General features: G+C 50.4%; 15 protein-coding genes and 1 pseudogene. 6 read left to right on the top strand and 10 right to left on the bottom strand.

Annotated features, from left to right (window positions below; genetic code table 11):
- Positions 1 to 4 precede the first annotated feature (4 nt).
- On the bottom strand, positions 5 to 754 hold the full coding sequence (locus SU32_RS13745; RefSeq protein WP_053999951.1) for a gamma-glutamyl-gamma-aminobutyrate hydrolase family protein: 750 nt from the start codon (positions 752 to 754) through the stop codon (positions 5 to 7).
- A 254-nt stretch (positions 755 to 1,008) separates the two neighbouring features.
- Between SU32_RS13745 and SU32_RS13740 the strand changes: the two genes are divergently transcribed.
- Entirely contained in the window at positions 1,009 to 2,115 is a 1,107-nt protein-coding gene (locus tag SU32_RS13740; RefSeq protein ID WP_053999950.1) for a TRAP transporter substrate-binding protein, read from the top strand.
- An 87-nt stretch (positions 2,116 to 2,202) separates the two neighbouring features.
- Here SU32_RS13740 and SU32_RS13735 read toward each other — a convergent pair whose 3' ends face one another.
- The 3 genes and pseudogenes from SU32_RS13735 to SU32_RS17620 form a co-directional block, all read right to left on the bottom strand.
- Complete coding sequence (locus tag SU32_RS13735; protein WP_053999949.1) at positions 2,203 to 2,835, bottom strand: 2-dehydro-3-deoxy-phosphogluconate aldolase; 633 nt, start codon at positions 2,833 to 2,835, stop codon at positions 2,203 to 2,205.
- Between the two features lie 100 nt (positions 2,836 to 2,935).
- The gene (locus SU32_RS17625) at positions 2,936 to 3,178 is read right to left on the bottom strand and encodes a peptidoglycan-binding domain-containing protein (protein ID WP_342670090.1); all 243 of its coding nucleotides are present in this window, start codon (positions 3,176 to 3,178) and stop codon (positions 2,936 to 2,938) included.
- 84 nt (positions 3,179 to 3,262) lie between these two features.
- Positions 3,263 to 3,844, bottom strand: a pseudogene (locus SU32_RS17620) (N-acetylmuramidase family protein); the annotation flags it as partial.
- A 113-nt stretch (positions 3,845 to 3,957) separates the two neighbouring features.
- On the opposite strand from SU32_RS17620, the gene trhO reads away from it, so the two are divergent.
- On the top strand, positions 3,958 to 4,920 hold the full coding sequence (gene trhO / locus SU32_RS13725) for an oxygen-dependent tRNA uridine(34) hydroxylase TrhO (protein WP_053999947.1): 963 nt from the start codon (positions 3,958 to 3,960) through the stop codon (positions 4,918 to 4,920).
- Here trhO and SU32_RS13720 read toward each other — a convergent pair.
- From SU32_RS13720 to SU32_RS13705, 4 genes are all read right to left on the bottom strand, one after another.
- Positions 4,917 to 5,819, bottom strand: a complete 903-nt coding sequence (locus SU32_RS13720; protein ID WP_082376761.1) for a UTP--glucose-1-phosphate uridylyltransferase — start codon at positions 5,817 to 5,819, stop codon at positions 4,917 to 4,919. The two genes, trhO and SU32_RS13720, sit on opposite strands and share 4 nt — an antisense overlap.
- 75 nt (positions 5,820 to 5,894) lie before the next feature.
- Positions 5,895 to 6,932 carry a choline ABC transporter ATP-binding protein gene (gene choV / locus SU32_RS13715; RefSeq protein ID WP_053999945.1) on the bottom strand — a complete coding sequence of 346 codons (1,038 nt, stop codon included), beginning with the start codon at positions 6,930 to 6,932 and terminating at the stop codon, positions 5,895 to 5,897.
- On the bottom strand, positions 6,929 to 7,762 hold the full coding sequence (choW, locus tag SU32_RS13710; RefSeq protein WP_053999944.1) for a choline ABC transporter permease subunit: 834 nt from the start codon (positions 7,760 to 7,762) through the stop codon (positions 6,929 to 6,931). Before choW ends, choV begins: the two co-directional genes overlap by 4 nt.
- A 73-nt stretch (positions 7,763 to 7,835) precedes the next feature.
- Complete coding sequence (locus SU32_RS13705) at positions 7,836 to 8,723, bottom strand: choline ABC transporter substrate-binding protein (protein ID WP_245625548.1); 888 nt, start codon at positions 8,721 to 8,723, stop codon at positions 7,836 to 7,838.
- Positions 8,724 to 8,856: 133 nt separating this feature from the next.
- On the opposite strand from SU32_RS13705, the gene betI reads away from it, so the two are divergent.
- From betI to betA, 4 genes are read left to right on the top strand one after another with little or no spacing between them, the layout of a single operon-like run.
- On the top strand, positions 8,857 to 9,435 hold the full coding sequence (betI, locus tag SU32_RS13700) for a choline-binding transcriptional repressor BetI (RefSeq protein ID WP_144421144.1): 579 nt from the start codon (positions 8,857 to 8,859) through the stop codon (positions 9,433 to 9,435).
- A 26-nt stretch (positions 9,436 to 9,461) separates the two neighbouring features.
- Positions 9,462 to 10,943 (top strand): choline-sulfatase, encoded by a 1,482-nt coding sequence (betC, locus tag SU32_RS13695; protein ID WP_054000000.1) that lies wholly within the window; start codon positions 9,462 to 9,464, stop codon positions 10,941 to 10,943.
- Positions 10,943 to 12,394 (top strand): betaine-aldehyde dehydrogenase, encoded by a 1,452-nt coding sequence (betB, locus tag SU32_RS13690; RefSeq protein WP_053999941.1) that lies wholly within the window; start codon positions 10,943 to 10,945, stop codon positions 12,392 to 12,394. The genes betC and betB overlap by 1 nt, the downstream gene beginning before the upstream one ends.
- Complete coding sequence (gene betA, locus SU32_RS13685) at positions 12,394 to 14,052, top strand: choline dehydrogenase (RefSeq protein WP_053999940.1); 1,659 nt, start codon at positions 12,394 to 12,396, stop codon at positions 14,050 to 14,052. Before betB ends, betA begins: the two co-directional genes overlap by 1 nt.
- 48 nt (positions 14,053 to 14,100) lie before the next feature.
- Here betA and SU32_RS13680 read toward each other — a convergent pair whose 3' ends face one another.
- Together SU32_RS13680 and SU32_RS13675 are read right to left on the bottom strand one after the other, a co-directional pair.
- The gene (locus tag SU32_RS13680; RefSeq protein WP_053999939.1) at positions 14,101 to 15,543 is read right to left on the bottom strand and encodes an NAD(P)(+) transhydrogenase (Re/Si-specific) subunit beta; all 1,443 of its coding nucleotides are present in this window, start codon (positions 15,541 to 15,543) and stop codon (positions 14,101 to 14,103) included.
- 12 nt (positions 15,544 to 15,555) lie between these two features.
- Positions 15,556 to 17,133: a Re/Si-specific NAD(P)(+) transhydrogenase subunit alpha gene (locus SU32_RS13675; protein ID WP_053999938.1), complete on the bottom strand. Its 1,578-nt coding sequence runs from the start codon at positions 17,131 to 17,133 to the stop codon at positions 15,556 to 15,558.
- Positions 17,134 to 17,399 lie beyond the last annotated feature (266 nt).

Genomic DNA, 17,399 nt, shown 5'->3' with positions numbered 1-17,399 from the left:
CGTCTTACTTCATTTTTTGTGACGCATAATCGCGCACAGCATCACCAAATGCCTCAAACAGTCTGCGCGATGTATCATCCGTTTTCGCCCAATATTCAGGGTGCCATTGAACGCCAACTGCATAGCCTTTTGCATCAATGACAGAGACTGCCTCAACAGTTCCATCATCGGCTGACGCTTCAACCTGAAGGCGCGGCGCGATATTGTCTATAGCCTGCCGGTGCAGTGAATTGACCCGAACGTCCTCGCCTATGATTTTCTCGATGCAGCTGCCTGGCTTTGTTTTAACGCTATGGGCAAGCGCAAACCGCTTTGCCTGATCAGGCGAAGATGGCGCGCGATGGTCCAGCATGCCGTCCGCTTCCTGAATCTCTGTCGCCAAAGTGCCACCCAGAGCAACATTAAGCTCCTGAAGACCGCGGCATATCGCAAAAAGCGGCACGCCTTTTTCAATAGCAGCGCGAATCAACGGCAGTGAGGTTGCATCGCGGTCAGGATCATATGGCTCATATTTTTCATGTGCTTCGACCCCGAAATTGGACGGATGCACATTACTTTTTGAACCGGACAGCATCACACCGTCCACGCGCGCAAGCAGCGCATCAAAATCAATAGCATCGCCAAACGCAGGCACCAGCAGAGGCAGAACGCCCGAAACATTAAAAGCTGCCGTCATGTATTGATCCGGCACACAATGCCAGGAATAGTTTTCAAACTCACGAATATCAGCAACAACGGCAACAACAGGCTGCATTTCAGGCTCCTTCAAATCACGCAGATTGTCCTAAACCGATCTGCAAAAAAGCCAAGCAAAATTATATCAAATCGCCGATAGCACCGCATTCGTATTTTCACGGATTAATCATATACCAAAGTGGACAATTTTTTTTACCGCTTTGCGTATCTCTTGCTGGACACATCTTTGTAAAACTGTAAGTTGGCATTGGGGCATCGGGGAGTCTGAAAGATAGTTCCCCGAGTAACGTTTATTTTCCACGGGAGGATCTAATGGATCGACGTTCGTTTATTAAAAAGGCCGGTGCAACCGGTGCCGGTGCAGCGGCTGCATCAACTTTGGCAGCGCCTGCCATTGCACAGGAAACACCAAAAGTAACTTGGCGCTGTTCATCAGGCTTTCCAAAGTCACTGCCGACAATTTACGGTGCGGCTGAAGTATTTGCCAAAGCTGTTGCTGAAGCAACAGATGGCAATTTCGAAGTTCAAACTTTCGGTGCAGGCGAAATCGTTGGCGCGCTTGAAGGTGCAGATGCTGTTAAAAACGGCACCATCGAAATGGCGCACACAGCATCTTATTACTTCACAGGCATCGACCCGACTTACGCATTCGGCACAGGCGTTCCATTCGGCCTTAACCAGCGTATGACAAATGCCTGGATGTATGAAGGTGGCGGCTTGGACCTTCTCAATAAGTTCTATGCAAAGCAGAACATGATTTCGTTCCCTGCCGGTAACACTGGCGCTCAGATGGGCGGTTGGTTCCGTAAAGAAATCAACTCTCTTGAAGACATGCAGGGTCTGAAATTCCGTATCGGTGGTTTTGGCGGTCGCATCATCGAGAAAATCGGCGTTGTTCCACAAGGTCTACCGGGCGGCGATATTTATCCTGCTCTTGAGAAAGGCACAATTGATGCTGCTGAGTTCGTTGGACCGTTTGACGACCAGAAGCTCGGCTTTAACAAAGTGGCTCCATATTACTACTACCCGGGTTGGTGGGAAGGCGGCGTAACGCTGATGAACATGATCAACCTTGATGCATGGAATGCGTTGACACCGGCTTACCAGGGTATCGTTAAATCAGCTTCAGCACTTGCTAACAGTGTCATGATGGCGCGTTACGACACCTTGAACCCGACAGCGCTTAAAGAATTGGCTGCTGCAGGTACTCAGTTGCGTCCATTCAGCCAAGACATTCTGGAAGCTTGTTTTGATGCGGCGACAGAAACCTACGCTGAAATCAGCGCAGAAAATGCCGACTTTAAAGAAATTCATGACAGCTACATGGCTTATCGTAAAGAAGGTTATCTGTGGTTCCAGTTGTCAGAGTACAACTTCGACACATTCCTTATGCTTCAACAGCGTGCAGGCAAGCTCTAAGTTTGTACAGCAAGCTGAAATTATTAAGCCCGGGAGAAATCCCGGGCTTTTTTATATAAATATCGATCTCATAAATAGGATTGTAAATTAAATCTCGGCCGCAGCTTTCGCCAATGCCGTGATACCGTCCCAATCGCCTGCTGCCACCATATCCTTGGGCGCAACCCATGAACCGCCGACGCAGAGCACGTTCGGCAAGCTCAAATAATCATTGGCATTTTTAACCGACACACCGCCGGTCGGGCAGAATTTCACCTGACCGAACACTGACGCGCAGCTTTTCAAATAGGCCGCACCACCGGCTTGTTCGGCTGGGAAGAATTTTAAATGCGTGTAACCTGCTTCCAACGCCTTCATGATCTCTGAAGATGTGACCGAGCCCGGCAATAAAGGCACATCGTGGCCATCGGCAGCAGAGACAAGTTCCGGTGTCAGGCCGGGCGAGACAATAAATTTGGAACCGGCGGCAACAGCTTCATCGAAATTTGCGCCATTTAAAATAGTACCTGCGCCGACAATAGCGTCCGGCACTTCTGCCGCAACGCGCTTGATGCTCTCCAGTGCTGCTGCCGTGCGAAGCGTAATCTCAACAGCAGGCAAGCCGCCTGCAACCAACGCGCGCGCCAGAGGCACCGCATCATCGGCATTGTCCAGAACAATTACCGGAATAACTTTCTGGCCAGTCATTACGGGGGTCAGTGCATCAACATTCTGCGCCATCTATATATCCAAATCTCGGTTCGTTAGAAGTTGCCTTTTGGTAAGCTAGACAGGCACTCAATGTCCAGCGCTCCGCAAAAATAATTTAATCGATTTAAGATCAACGCATAAGCCGCATGATACGCATTATTATTGCCAGAATAGATAAAAAGCGCCCTAGCCGAGGCAAAACTTGCTTTAATCTGGCACGGCTTTCAGGGCCAAATATGCCGTCCACAACCAATTTTTCCTGCACTTGGAATTGTCGCAAGGCACGGTCCGTTTCAACACCGAATATCCCGTCACTTTGAACAGCATAACCGGCTGCCGTGAGCATTTGCTGAAGTGACCGGACGGCTTCCACATCATTATTGAGCGAAAATGCACGCAAATTGTTTTTAAAAGTCCCCGACCTTATCCGCTCGAATATGCCGCGCTTAAGTCTGCCATTTGAATGACGCGCATAAGCGGCAGCGATTCGCGTATTATAACTATTCTTTTTGTAAGCAGGTCCATTGTAACGGCGCGCAAAACCTGCCCAATCACAGCGCTCAATATAGACGGCCAATCCGTTCTTGCGGATAAAACGCATCATAAGCCGCATTTGACCGGCAATCGAGCCGCGCGCCTCCTGCACCATCGCTTCAACTGAACCATAACCGAGCGTTTTGAAATGTGCGCCCATCACCTGACCGATACCCCAGGATACGGATTGCAATGCGGCAGATCGGTCTATGCCCATCGCTTTATTCAACAAGACCCACCGTTCCGCTTGGGAACGGGCGTTTTTAATGCGCCCGGCTTTTGGCGACGCCAGACCGGCACGCCGTGCTTTTTCCCGTTTATCATCACTTAAAAGACGATCGAAATAGTGCCCCTCAAACCGGATGAGCGGTTCTTTCCTGCCGCCCACATATGCAAAAGCGCGGCCGCCACTTTCCACTTCTGCAATTGCAAGCAGAGCGGCCGGATCGATCCCCTCTTCCTGCGCCACCTTTTCAATCTCTTCAATTGTCTCTTTGGAAAACATCGGGTTCAATCCATCTATCAAAACCACAATTGTCCTGCAGGCCGCTTGATGGTGGATAAGTTGAGACAAAAAAACCTATTCACTCAATTTGAAACACAGGTTAAAGAGCCGTTATGAATGACACATCGCACATCGTCGTCGCCGCTCTTTATCACTTTGCACGGTTTGACCGTTTCGCAGATTTGCAAGCACCGCTAACCGAGATTTGTGAAAGCAATAATATTGTCGGCACATTGCTGCTTGCCTCTGAAGGCATTAACGGCACAATCGCAGGCACGCGCGAAGCCATCGACAATGTATTGTCTTTTATCCGTTCACAGCCTGAATTCACAGATTTGGAGCATAAAGAAAGCTTTGCAGACAAGCTGCCTTTCTACCGGCTTAAAGTTCGCCTTAAGAAAGAAATTGTTGCCATGGGCGTGCCGGAAACGGACCCGACCAAAATCGTCGGCACCTATGTGGAGCCGGAGGATTGGAACGCGCTTATCGATGATCCGGACACCATCGTCATCGACACACGCAATGATTACGAAATAAAAGTCGGCACATTCAAAAACGCCATAAATCCGGAAACAGACGCATTCCGCGAGTTTCCGGACTGGGTAAAGCGCAATGAAAACCTGCTCAAGGGCAAAAAAATTGCTATGTTTTGCACGGGCGGTATCCGCTGCGAAAAATCAACAGCCTATGTAAAGTCACTTGGCTATGACGATGTCTTCCATCTCAAAGGCGGCATTTTAAAATATCTTGAAAATGTACCGCAGGAAGAAAGCACATGGGATGGTGAGTGCTTTGTTTTTGATGAACGGGTTGCGGTGAAACACGGCCTTGAGCTTGGCGATCATAAATTGTGCCGCGCCTGCCGCCATCCGCTGTCACCGGAAGATCTGCGTTCTGATAAGTTTGTTGCCGGTATTTCCTGCCATAATTGTTATGATCAATATACTGACGAAGACCGCGCACGCTTTGCCGAACGCCAAAAGCAAAGTGAGCTTGCAGCAAAGCGCGGCAAGCGTCACATCGGCGATGATACAGTCAAAAAACTGCGTGCATCAAAAAAGCAAAACGAGGCTTAGTCCGGAACGCGGACCTTGGCGCGGCGGTCACCAAGCCGTTGCGCTAGTTTTCCACGCAAATCATCGCCAAGCTCTTTGTTGCGCAGACCAAGGGCAATATTCGCTTCAAGAAAACCAAGTTTGGAGCCGCAATCAAATGCTTCGCCTTTAAAGGGTGTGCCATAGAATTTTTGTGTTTCCATAAGCGTCAGCATCGAGTCCGTAAGCTGGATTTCACCGCCCGCACCCGCTGCCTGCGTGCCAAGCAATTTCATGATCGAGCCATCTAGAATATAACGGCCATTGATGTAATAATTGGACGGCGCTGTACCCGGCTTTGGTTTCTCCACCATGCCGTTAATTTCAAAATGCGTGCCAAACTCTTCACCCTTGGACACGATACCATATTTGTGTGCTTCGTCAGGATCGCATTCAGAAAGCGAAACAATGTTGCCGCCTGTTTCATTGTAAACATCGACCATTTGCTTCAGCGCACCGGGTTCACCGGTCATCAACATGTCCGGCAGCAGAACAGCAAACGGGTCATCGCCGACAATATCGCGCGCGCACCAGACCGCATGGCCAAGACCAAGTGGTGCCTGCTGACGCGTAAAGACTGCCTGACCGGCATCGGGAAGTTCTTTTTCCAGTTGCTCGAGTGTGGCGCCTTTATTGCGCTGCTTGAGCGTAGATTCCAGTTCGAACGCCATATCAAAGTGGTCTTCAATAACCCCTTTGTTGCGCCCGGTCACAAAAATGAGTGTTTCAATACCAGCCGCCCGCGCTTCATCAGCGGCATATTGAATGACCGGACGGTCAACAACGGTCAGCATTTCTTTAGGAACAGCTTTTGTCGCGGGTAGAAACCGCGTTCCAAGACCAGCAACAGGAAAGACGGCTTTTCGTATCGGTTTAGGCACAATTTTCTCCATCTGGAAGTAAAACCCTAAATGTACCTAGCGCGACCTCAAAAAAGTGCAACAAAAACTTGTCAATTACTCGTCAGGGACAGTTGTTCCTGACAAGCGGTCAAGAATACCGGATTTAGTAATCCGGCCGACAAGTTTGCCGTTTTCTTCCACCCCCAGCGCCTTGTTCGTCGCGGCGGCAATTTCCATCACACTTTGAATTGGTTCGTTGATCGGCACTGTCTCAGTTGGAGTGGTGCCGTTCAAAGGCTCCATGGCATCACGGGCAGTCAGAACGCCGAGCGGGTTCATATGCGCAACAAAATCAGCAACATAATCATTGACAGGGTTGGAAAAAATATCACGCGGTCTGCCGATCTGTACAATCCGCCCGCCCTCCATAATCGCAATACGGTCGCCAAGCTTGAACGCTTCATCCAAGTCGTGGCTTACAAAAATGATCGTCCGTTTTAGATTTTGCTGAAGTTCAATCAGCTCGTCCTGCAAGCGGTTGCGGATCAAAGGATCGAGCGCAGAAAATGGCTCGTCCATTAGTAGCACAGGTGCTTCGGTTGCGAATGCGCGGGCAAGGCCGACACGTTGCTGCATACCGCCGGACAGCTCGGAAACCTTTTTGTCCGCCCATTCCTTCAAGCCAACCATTGAAAGTTGTTTTTCAATCTGCTCGTCGCGCTCTTCCTTAGCCATACCGGCAAGTTCAAGGCCCAAGCCGACATTCTCGCGCACACTGCGCCAAGGCAGGAGTCCAAACTGCTGGAAAACCATCGCGACACATTCACGGCGAACGCGGCGTAAATCTTCTGGTGAAGCGTTCGTAACATTGGCGCTCCAGTCTCCATCGTGGATTGTCACGCTTCCGCGCACAACGGGGTTAAGAGCATTAACAGCACGCAACAGCGTAGACTTGCCTGATCCTGAAAGCCCCATAAGCACCAGAATTTCGCCCTGTGCGACTTCCAGCGAGCAGTTGTGCACACCCAGAACCTGACCGGTTTCGCTCTGCACTTCTGAACGGGTTTTGTTATCATCCATCAATGGAAGAGCGGACTGCGGATTGTCGCCAAATACGATCGACACATTATTAAATTCAACAGCGTTGGTCATGAGCGGTTCACCCGTAAAATTCTATCCAGCATAATAGCAACAACAACGATGGTGATGCCGCTCTCAAAGCCCAGCGCGGTGTTCACCTGGTTCAAAGCCCGCACAACCGGTACGCCCAATCCATCGGCGCCAACGAGCGCAGCAATAACAACCATCGACAATGACAGCATGATTGTCTGGTTCAAACCTGCCATGATTTGCGGCAGGGCATACGGCATTTCCACTTTCCAAAGTGTTTGCCGCGGCGTTGCGCCAAAAGCCAGCGCAGCTTCAAGCAGAGGTTTCGGCGTCGTGCTGATCCCGAGGTGGGTGAGCCTGATAGGGGCCGGAAGAACAAATATCACTGTCGCAATAAGGCCGGGCACCATGCCGATACCGAAAAACACAATTGCGGGAATAAGATAGACAAAAGTCGGCAATGTCTGCATCAAATCAAGCACAGGTCGCATCGCCGAATAGAGTTTCGGGCGGTGGGCTGCCGCAATGCCGATCGGCACGCCAAGGGCCATACACACAACACACGCCGACAGAACGAGCGTTAGGCTCTCCGTGGTTTCTTCCCAATACCCCTGATTGAGAATAAACAAAAAGCCAAGAACAACGAACAGGCAGATTTTCCAGCTACGCTGCAAATAAAAGGTAATCGCTGTAATGATGGCGATGACAACAAATGGATGCGGGGTCTGAAACACCCACAATATAGCATCAATCATATTTTCGAGTGCTATATCCAGCCCGTCAAAGAACCATTCGCCATTCTCTTGTAACCATTCGAAAATAGTTTTCGCTGTTTTACCAACGGGAATTTTGGTCTCTGTCAGCCAATCCATATGCCCACCCAATATGAAAATTATCTCTTAAAATCCCCGCGACACTAAGGTCGCGGGGTTTGTCGTATCGTTATTAAAGGCCGAGTGATGATTTAACCGCAGCCACAGCATCGCCGCCGTCTTTTGTCGTCACACCTTCAAGCCAGCCATCCAGCGTAGATGGGTTTGCTTTAAGCCATGCAGAGGCCGCGTCCGTTGCTTCTTCGCCATCATTGAGGATCGCGCCCATGATTTCGTTTTCCATTGCAAGCGAGAATTCAAGATTTTGAAGCAGTTTGCCGACATTTTTACATTCGTCAACATAACCGGCACGTGTGTTGGTGTGCACTGTCGCACCGCCCAGATTAGGACCAAAGAAGTCATCGCCGCCTTCAAGATAACCCATCTCGAAGTTAGCGTTCATCGGATGTGGTTCCCAGCCGAGAAATACAATCGGCTCGTCTTTTTTCGACGCACGCTCAACCTGTGCCAACATGCCCTGTTCAGAACTTTCGGCAACTTCGAAACCGGAAAGCTCGAACGCGCCCTGTTCAATCATGTCTTGGATAAGACGGTTGCCGTCATTGCCCGGCTCGATGCCGTAAATTTTACCTTCAAGCGCATCTTTATGCTTGGCAATGTCGGCAAATGTTTTAATGCCAAGCGCCGTACCGGCAGCATTTGTCGCAAGCGTGTATTTAGCGCCTTCGAGGTTCGTACGCACTGTATCCACAGAACCTTCTTCACGGTAGGCGGCAATGTCGCCTTCCATCGTCGGCATCCAGTTACCGAGGAACACATCAATGTCGCCCTCTTTCATAGATGCGTATGTCACAGGCACGGAAAGCACTTTGACATCTGTCTCATAACCAAGCGCATCAAGAACGACAGTTGTCGCCGCAGTCGTCGCTGTGATGTCGGTCCAACCAACATCGGAGAATGTAACAGTGTCGCATTGAGCTGAAGCAACACCGGATGACATCAGCAATACAGCCGCTGTCGTAATTAGTTTCTTCTGCATGGGTATCTCCCTTTGAAAAACTTCAAATATTTTTATTGATTGACGAGTCAGTTAAAAACATTTTTTATCCAATGGCAACGTCAAGAGGTTAAAAATGCCAAAGGTTGGAATGGAGCCTATGCGCAGAAGCGCATTGGTGGAAGCCACAATTTATGAAATCGGAAACGCGGGATCGCTGGATGTAACGGTCAGCCAGATTGCGAAAAAAGCCGGTGTTTCCAGCGCCTTAGCCCATCATTATTTCGGCAGCAAGGAACAGATTTTTCTGGCAGCCATGCGTCATATTCTAACGGTATTTGGCGCCGAGGTGCGCGGTGCAATTTTAATGGCAAAGACACCCCGTGAACGCCTTCAGGCGATCATTAAAGCCAGTTTTTCCGAACAAAATTTCCGTCCGGAGATCGTTAGCGCGTGGTTGAGCTTTTATGTTCAGGCGCAAAATTCACAAAGCGCACAGCGTCTTCTACGTGTGTATCAGAAGCGTTTAATCTCCAATTTGATCTATGATTTACGCCCCCTTGCAGGTTCTGCCTCAGTAGAATTAGCCCACTCAATAGCTGCCCTGATAGATGGCCTTTATATCCGTCAGGCGCTCCGCGACGAAAAAGCCGACGGCAGCTTTTGCGTTCGACTGGTAACAAAACATGTTGATAGTGCTCTGGAGACATTGTGACGGCAAAACCCAACATTCTTATCATTATGGTCGACCAGCTAAACGGAACGCTGTTTCCTGACGGACCGTCCGACTGGCTTCATGCGCCCAATTTAAAACGGCTTGCTGCTCAGTCCACACGCTTCAAAAACAGCTATACCGCATCGCCGCTCTGTGCGCCGGGGCGTGCAAGCTTTATGTCTGGCCAACTGCCATCGCGCACACGTGTTTATGATAATGCGGCTGAATTTGCTTCCTCTATCCCGACCTATGCGCATCATTTGCGCCGCGCCGGATACCAGACCTGCCTGTCCGGAAAAATGCACTTTGTCGGCGCAGATCAGTTGCACGGCTTTGAGGATCGTTTGACCACCGATGTTTACCCACCGGATTTCGGCTGGACGCCGGACTACCGTAAACCCGGTGAACGCATCGACTGGTGGTATCATAATATGGGGTCGGTAACCGGCGCCGGTGTCGCAGAAATTACCAATCAGATGGAATATGATGACGAGGTTGCCTATCACGCAACGCGCAAGCTTTATGATCTGTCTCGTGGTCATGATAAACGCCCTTGGTGCCTGACAGTCAGTTTTACCCATCCGCATGACCCTTATGTCGCGCGTAAGAAATATTGGGATTTATACGAGAACTGCGAACACCTCATGCCACAAATAGGGCCTATCGCCTATGACGAGCAAGATGATCATTCCAAGCGCATTCTGGATGCCAATGACCGCGATAACTTTAATATAACCGACGAGCATATCCGCCGCGCAAGACGCGCTTATTTTGCCAATATCTCCTATCTTGATGATAAGGTCGGCGAACTTTTAAGAACACTTGAAGCTACGCGTCAGGAAGCGACAATTCTTTTTGTGTCAGATCACGGCGACATGCTCGGCGAGCGCGGCTTGTGGTTCAAGATGAGCTTTTATGAAGGCTCTGCGCGTGTGCCGATTATGATATCATCGCCAACAATGCAGGCCGGTCTTGTAACAGAACCGGTGTCCAATATCGATATCTGCCCGACCCTATGCGATCTTGCAGGTATTGATATGAGCGAGGTCATGGCGTGGACGGAGGGCGAAAGTCTTGTCCCGCTCGGCCAAGGCAAAACACGGCAATCGCCAGTCGCGATGGAATATGCGGCTGAAGCTTCCTATGCGCCGCTGATTTCACTGCGCTCTGAAAACTGGAAGTTCAACCGCTGCGCTCTTGATCCCGATCAGCTTTTTGATCTTGAAGCCGATCCGCATGAGTTGAAAAATCTAGCTGCCGATCCGGCCTATAAAGACATAGTGGCTGGCTTTGACGCTCAAATGAAAAAGCGTTGGGATATTGAGCAATATGACGCGGATGTCCGTCACAGTCAGGCCGGACGCTGGGTCGTTTATGAAGCATTGCGCAATGGCTCTTATTACCCGTGGGACTATCAGCCACTGCAAAAAGCATCAGAGCGCTATATGCGCAATCATATGGATTTGAATGTGCTGGAAGAAAATCAGCGCTTCCCGAGAGGTGAATAATGAACATAAAACCAACAGCCAGCCATTTTATCAACGGTCAATATGTCGAAGATAAAAACGGTACACCGATAGAAATTATCTATCCTGCGACAGGCGAAACCATCGCAACGGTCTATTCGGCAACGCCTGCCATTATCGATCAGGCGATAGAAGCAGCGCAGCAGGCGCAAAAACAATGGGCCGCCATGAGCGGTACAGAGCGCGGGCGCGTCCTGCGTAAAGCGGCCGATATCATCCGCGCCCGCAATCATGATCTGTCTGTTCTGGAAACCTGGGACACCGGAAAACCATTACAGGAAACGCTAGTGGCCGATGCCACATCAGGTGCAGATAGCATCGAATATTTTGGCGGTCTTGCCGGAACATTGACCGGAGAACATATTCCACTGGGGGAGAGTTTTGCCTACACAGTGCGCGAACCTTTAGGTGTCTGTGTCGGTATCGGCGCATGGAACTACCCGACTCAAATCGCCTGCTGGAAATCGGCCCCTGCCCTTGCCTGCGGCAATGCCATGATTTTCAAGCCATCGGAAACAACACCGCTTTGCGCGTTGAAAATCGCGGAAATTTACATGGAAGCCGGCGCACCGGCCGGACTTTTCAACGTGGTGCAAGGACTGGGCGATGTCGGTGCAAATCTCGTCAATGATCCGCGCATTGATAAAGTATCGCTCACCGGCTCCGTACCTACAGGAAAGAAAGTCTATGCGGCAGCGGCAAGCCAGATCAAACATGTGACAATGGAGCTTGGCGGCAAATCCCCGCTCATCGTATTTGACGATGCCAATATTGAAGACGCGATCAGCGGCGCCATTTTAGGAAACTTCTATTCTTCCGGCCAGATTTGCTCAAACGGCACACGTGTGTTCGTTCATAAATCGATCAAAGACAAATTCCTTGCGCGCCTCAAAGAGCGCACGCAAACAGCCATCATTGGCGATCCAATGGATGAAGCAACAAATTTCGGCCCTATGGTTTCCAAAAACCAGATGGAAATTGCCGAGCGTTACGTCGCAAAGGGCCTCGAAGAGGGTGCAACGCTTATCTATGGCGGCAAACGCATCGAGCGCAAAGGGTTTTACTTCGAGCCAACAATCTTTGCCGATGTCAAAGACGACATGAGCATAGCGCGTGAAGAAATTTTCGGACCAGTGATGTGCGTTCTTGATTTTGAAAGCGACGAGGAGGTCATCGCCCGCGCCAATGATACAGAATTCGGTTTGGCCGCTGGAATTTTTACCAATGATCTTACCCGCGCGCACCGTGTCATCGGTGAGTTGGAAGCAGGGTCATGCTGGATTAACGCCTATAATTTGACGCCGGTTGAAATCCCGTTTGGCGGTGTCAAATCTTCCGGCGTTGGCCGCGAAAACTCAAAAGCGGCGATTGAACACTATAGCCAGCTTAAAACCATCTATGTTGAAATGGGCCACATGGAGAGCCAGTTCTAATGCAAGCTGATTATGTCATCGTCGGTGCGGGATCTGCCGGCTGCGCCCTTGCCTACCGCCTTTCAGAATCAGGCGCATCTGTGCTGGTCATCGAGCATGGCGGCACGGATATGGGACCGTTCATTCAAATGCCGGCGGCGCTTTCCTATCCGATGAACATGTCGCGCTATGATTGGGGCTTCCAGTCCGAACCGGAACCGCATTTGGGCGGCCGTCGCCTCGCAACACCGCGCGGTAAAGTCATTGGCGGATCGTCCTCAATCAACGGCATGGTCTATGTGCGCGGTCACGCAGAGGACTTCAACACTTGGTCTGACATGGGTGCAGATGGATGGTCTTATGCCAATGTGCTGCCCTATTACAAACGCATGGAGAGCTGGGACAGTGGCGGTCATGGCGGCGATGCGGACTGGCGCGGCAAATCCGGCCCGCTGCACGTTACACGCGGCCCGCGCGAGAACCCGCTTTTCCAAGCCTTTGTCGATGCTGGCAAACAGGCAGGTTACGAACTCACCGATGATTATAACGGCCGTAAACAAGAAGGTTTCGGCCCGATGGAGCAAACGGTCTATAAGGGCCGCCGCTGGTCAGGTGCCAATGCTTACCTTAAGCCTGCCATCAAGCGCTATAAATGCGAAGTGATTAACGCCTTTGCCGAGAAAATCATCATTGAGAATGGCGAGGCCAAAGGCGTTCAGGTTTCACGCGGTGGAAGCAGCGAAACCATTAAAGCGAACCGCGAAGTCATCATTGCCGCAAGTTCGATCAATTCTCCAAAACTATTGATGCTTTCCGGCATTGGCCCTGCTGAACATTTGTCAGAGCATGGCATTGATGTTGTGGCAAACCGCGCCGGTGTCGGCCAGAACCTGCAAGACCATTTGGAGCTTTATCTTCAAATGGCATCAAGCCAGCCGATAACGCTTTACAAGCACTGGAACCTTTTCTCAAAAGCACTGATTGGTGCTCAATGGCTGTTTACAAAAACCGGCCTTGGTGCCTCCAACCAGTTTGAAAGCGCTGCATTTGTACGATCAAAAGCAGGGGTAAAATATCCCGACATTCAATATCACTTTCTGCCGATGGCGATCCGCTATGACGGCAAAGCACCTGCTGAAGGCCATGGTTTCCAAGCCCATGTGGGTCCCATGCGCTCGCCAAGCCGCGGTGAAATCACGCTGCGGTCCAATGACCCGCGTGAGGCACCGAAAATCCTGTTTAATTATATGTCCCATGAAAAAGACTGGGAGGATTTTCGCACCTGTATTCGTCTGACACGGGAGATTTTCGCGCAGGATGCTTTCAAGCCTTATGTCAAACATGAAATTCAGCCGGGCGACGCTCTGCAATCCGACGATGAGCTCAACGGCTTTATCAAAGAGCATGTGGAAAGTGCTTACCATCCCTGCGGTACATGTAAAATGGGGCGTAGCGACGACCCTATGGCCGTTGTTGACCAGGATACAAAAGTCATTGGCGTTGACCGTTTGCGCGTGGCGGACAGTTCAATCTTCCCGCAAATCACAAATGGCAATCTTAACGGCCCGTCGATTATGACCGGCGAGAAAGCAGCCGATCATATTTTAGGTAAAGATTTGCTGCCTGCATCCAATGCCGAGCCGTGGATCAATCCTGATTGGGAAACCGCACAGCGCTAGACATAAAAAAGGCGGCTTCTTAGCCGCCTTTTCTTTGTGCCAATCAGATTAGCTGATTTTTTGTAAGAGCAGATCAAGCGAAGCTTTCGCATCACCATAGAACATGCGCGTATTCTCTTTAAAGAACAGCGGATTTTCGATACCGGAATAACCCGTACCCTGACCGCGCTTGGAAACAAAGACCTGCTTTGCTTTCCAGCACTCCAGCACCGGCATACCGGCAATCGGAGAATTCGGATCGTCCTGTGCGGCAGGGTTCACAATGTCATTTGAACCGATAACAATCGCCACATCTGTTTCCGGAAAATCATCATTGATCTCGTCCATTTCCAAAACAATATCATATGGCACTTTTGCTTCGGCCAGCAGAACATTCATATGTCCCGGCAAGCGTCCGGCAACAGGGTGAATCGCAAAACGGACTTCCTTGCCTTTTGCTCTCAGGCGCTTTGTAAGTTCTGAAACTGACTGCTGCGCTTGCGCAACCGCCATGCCGTAACCCGGAATAATGATGACACTGTCAGCATCATCCAAAGCCGCCGCGACGCCGTCGGCATCAATCGCCACTTGCTCACCTTCAACTTCCATTTGCGGTCCGGATGTGCCGCCAAAACCGCCCAGTATCACCGAGATGAATTTGCGGTTCATTGCCTTGCACATAATGTAAGAGAGGATAGCACCGGACGAACCGACAAGCGCGCCGACCACGATCAGCAGATCGTTACCCAGTGTAAAGCCGATCGCCGCTGCCGCCCAACCGGAATAGGAGTTGAGCATAGACACCACAACGGGCATATCCGCGCCGCCAATACCCATGATCAAATGCCAACCGATAAAGCCGGCAATCAACGTCACAAGCACCATTGTCCAGATACCGGCACCGTTGAAATACATGATACCAAGGATCAGGGAGACAACCAGACATGCAAGATTGAGCATATGGCCGCCCGGCAATTGTTTCGGCTTGCCATCAACTTTGCCGGCAAGTTTGCCAAACGCAATCACAGAACCGGTAAATGTAACCGCACCGATGAAAATGCCCAAGAACACTTCAACTTTAAGGATTGCGATCTCGACCGCATCTTTCGCTGCCAGCTTTTTACCAAAACCGGTCAAAAGGTCTTGATTGCCACCTGCGGCAATAAGGTCCAGCACCGTAGAAAGCTCGATATCGGCATTAAGGCCAATAAATACCGCAGCCAGACCAACAAAAGAGTGAAGCGCTGCCACAAGTTGCGGCATCTCCGTCATTTGAACGCGGCCAGCGACATAATAACCGGCAAACCCGCCCGCCGCGACAGCAACGAGGATGAGGAAAATATTGTAAACGCCCGGACCAAAAACCGTTGCTATAACGGCAATTGCCATGCCGACGATACCATACCAGACGGCGCGTTTCGCGCTTTCTTGATTACTCAAACCGCCAAGCGAAAGAATGAAAAGAACAGATGCCGCAATATAGGCGGCTGATGAAACACCAATAGAAAACATGTTTCAGCCCCCTTAAGATTTCTGGAACATGGCAAGCATCCGGCGTGTAACCAGAAAGCCACCAACGATATTGATTGACGCGATAAGCACCGAAATAAAGCTGAGTATCACAACGAGCCAGCTTCCCGACCCGATTTGCAATAACGCACCGATAATCACGATACCTGAAATCGCATTGGTTACCGCCATCAAGGGTGTGTGTAAGGCATGCGACACATTCCAGATAACCTGGAAGCCGACAAAACATGCCAGCGCAAATACGATGAAATGCTGCATAAAGCTTGCCGGTGCAAACATACCGATGAGCAGCATAATCGCGCCGCCCACAGCCAAAAGCGTAACCTGCTGTTTTGTTGCCTCTTTAAAGGCAGCAAGTTCATTGGCTTTCTTTTCTTCGGCTGTCAGCTCTTTGGCTTTTTCCTTTTTCGGCGCCGCAGCTATCGCGGCAACCTTTGGCGGTGGCGGCGGATAAGTAATCTCGCCCTTGTGCGTTACCGTTGCGCCGCGGATCACATCATCTTCCATATTGTGGTTGATGACACCATCTTTTTCAGGCGTCAGGTCAGCCATCATATGGCGGATATTGTTTGCATAAAGTGTTGAGGACTGCGTTGCCATACGGCTTGGAAAGTCAGTGTACCCAACAATGGTGACGCCATTGTCCGTTACAATCTTTTCGTCCATCTGCGTCAGCTTGCAGTTACCGCCTTTTTCCGCAGCAAGGTCAACAATCACCGACCCCGGCTTCATGGCCGCAACCATGTCTTCGGTCCACAGCTCAGGCGCTTCACGGTTTGGAATTAATGCCGTACAAATGACGATATCAATATCAGGGGCCATTTCGCGGAATTTTTCCAATTGCTTTTCACGGAATTCCGGCGATGAAGGCGCGGCATACCCGCCCGTTGCCGAACTATCCTGGCTCGATTCTTCAAAATCAAGGAACACAAATTCAGCGCCCATGGATTCGATTTGCTCGGCAACTTCGGGGCGCACGTCAAAGGCATAAGTTATAGCGCCAAGCGATGTCGATGTTCCAATCGCGGCAAGACCGGCAACCCCGGCACCAATGACCAGAACTTTTGCCGGCGGCACTTTACCGGCCGCAGTAACCTGACCGGTAAAGAAACGGCCAAAATTATTGCCTGCTTCAATGACAGCCCGATAACCTGCTATATTGGCCATGGATGAAAGCGCATCCATTTTCTGCGCACGTGAAATACGCGGCACCATATCAATTGCAATAAGTGTGCTTTCAGCTTTCTTAGACGCTTCCAGTAATTTGTCGGAAGCTGCCGGATTGACAAAACTGATCACGGTCTGGTTTGCGCGGAATTTCTTTACCTCTGCTGGCGAAGGTGCGCGCACTTTTGCAACAACATCTGCTTCCCGCCAAAGCGCGGCGGCTGACGCAGCAATCTTAACGCCCGCCTCCTTATAGGCAGCATCTGAGAACCCGGCTGCCGTTCCGGCGCCTTTTTCTATGAGGCATTCATAGCCGAGTTTTTGAAGGTCTAACGCTGATTGCGGCGTCATCGCGACGCGGTTTTCTCCAGCGAACGTCTCCTTGGGAGCACCAATGACGGTCATATATATTCTCTCTCATTAATACTTGGCGGAAATAAAGTCGTCCGCCGCTCTATGTTTCAAAGATTATCCATCCTTGAGTGTTCTGCATAATGGTATTGTTCCAAGTTCCAGAAAACCAGACTGATAATCAACGATAGTATTAGGAGTGCAAGCCCTCTAACCGTATGGTTTGCGGTGAATTCCACATAAAATCGTTTTAAGGTAAGCGGTAAGACTGTTTATCGGCTTTCAGCCAAGCCCTTCACCGCAGAGTGTCTCTATTTTTA

This window comes from Ahrensia marina, assembly GCF_001293565.1.
Taxonomy (GTDB): domain Bacteria; phylum Pseudomonadota; class Alphaproteobacteria; order Rhizobiales; family Rhizobiaceae; genus Ahrensia; species Ahrensia marina.
The sequence above is the reverse complement of the archived record's forward strand: the minus strand, read 5'-3'. Positions and strand labels throughout refer to the sequence as shown.

What these genes read in the sequence shown, in the direction of transcription:
- trhO (WP_053999947.1), top strand. Translation starts at nt 3,958, where the DNA reads ATGAATGACACATCGCACATCGTCGTCGCCGCTCTTTATCACTTTGCA.
- SU32_RS13745 (WP_053999951.1), bottom strand. Translation starts at nt 754, where the DNA reads ATGCAGCCTGTTGTTGCCGTTGTTGCTGATATTCGTGAGTTTGAAAAC.
- choV (WP_053999945.1), bottom strand. Translation starts at nt 6,932, where the DNA reads ATGACCAACGCTGTTGAATTTAATAATGTGTCGATCGTATTTGGCGAC.
- SU32_RS13735 (WP_053999949.1), bottom strand. Translation starts at nt 2,835, where the DNA reads ATGGCGCAGAATGTTGATGCACTGACCCCCGTAATGACTGGCCAGAAA.
- betC (WP_054000000.1), top strand. Translation starts at nt 9,462, where the DNA reads ATGGTCGACCAGCTAAACGGAACGCTGTTTCCTGACGGACCGTCCGAC.
- betB (WP_053999941.1), top strand. Translation starts at nt 10,943, where the DNA reads ATGAACATAAAACCAACAGCCAGCCATTTTATCAACGGTCAATATGTC.
- SU32_RS13705 (WP_245625548.1), bottom strand. Translation starts at nt 8,723, where the DNA reads ATGTCATCCGGTGTTGCTTCAGCTCAATGCGACACTGTTACATTCTCC.
- betA (WP_053999940.1), top strand. Translation starts at nt 12,394, where the DNA reads ATGCAAGCTGATTATGTCATCGTCGGTGCGGGATCTGCCGGCTGCGCC.
- betI (WP_144421144.1), top strand. Translation starts at nt 8,857, where the DNA reads ATGCCAAAGGTTGGAATGGAGCCTATGCGCAGAAGCGCATTGGTGGAA.
- SU32_RS13675 (WP_053999938.1), bottom strand. Translation starts at nt 17,133, where the DNA reads ATGACCGTCATTGGTGCTCCCAAGGAGACGTTCGCTGGAGAAAACCGC.
- SU32_RS13680 (WP_053999939.1), bottom strand. Translation starts at nt 15,543, where the DNA reads ATGTTTTCTATTGGTGTTTCATCAGCCGCCTATATTGCGGCATCTGTT.
- SU32_RS13740 (WP_053999950.1), top strand. Translation starts at nt 1,009, where the DNA reads ATGGATCGACGTTCGTTTATTAAAAAGGCCGGTGCAACCGGTGCCGGT.
- choW (WP_053999944.1), bottom strand. Translation starts at nt 7,762, where the DNA reads ATGGATTGGCTGACAGAGACCAAAATTCCCGTTGGTAAAACAGCGAAA.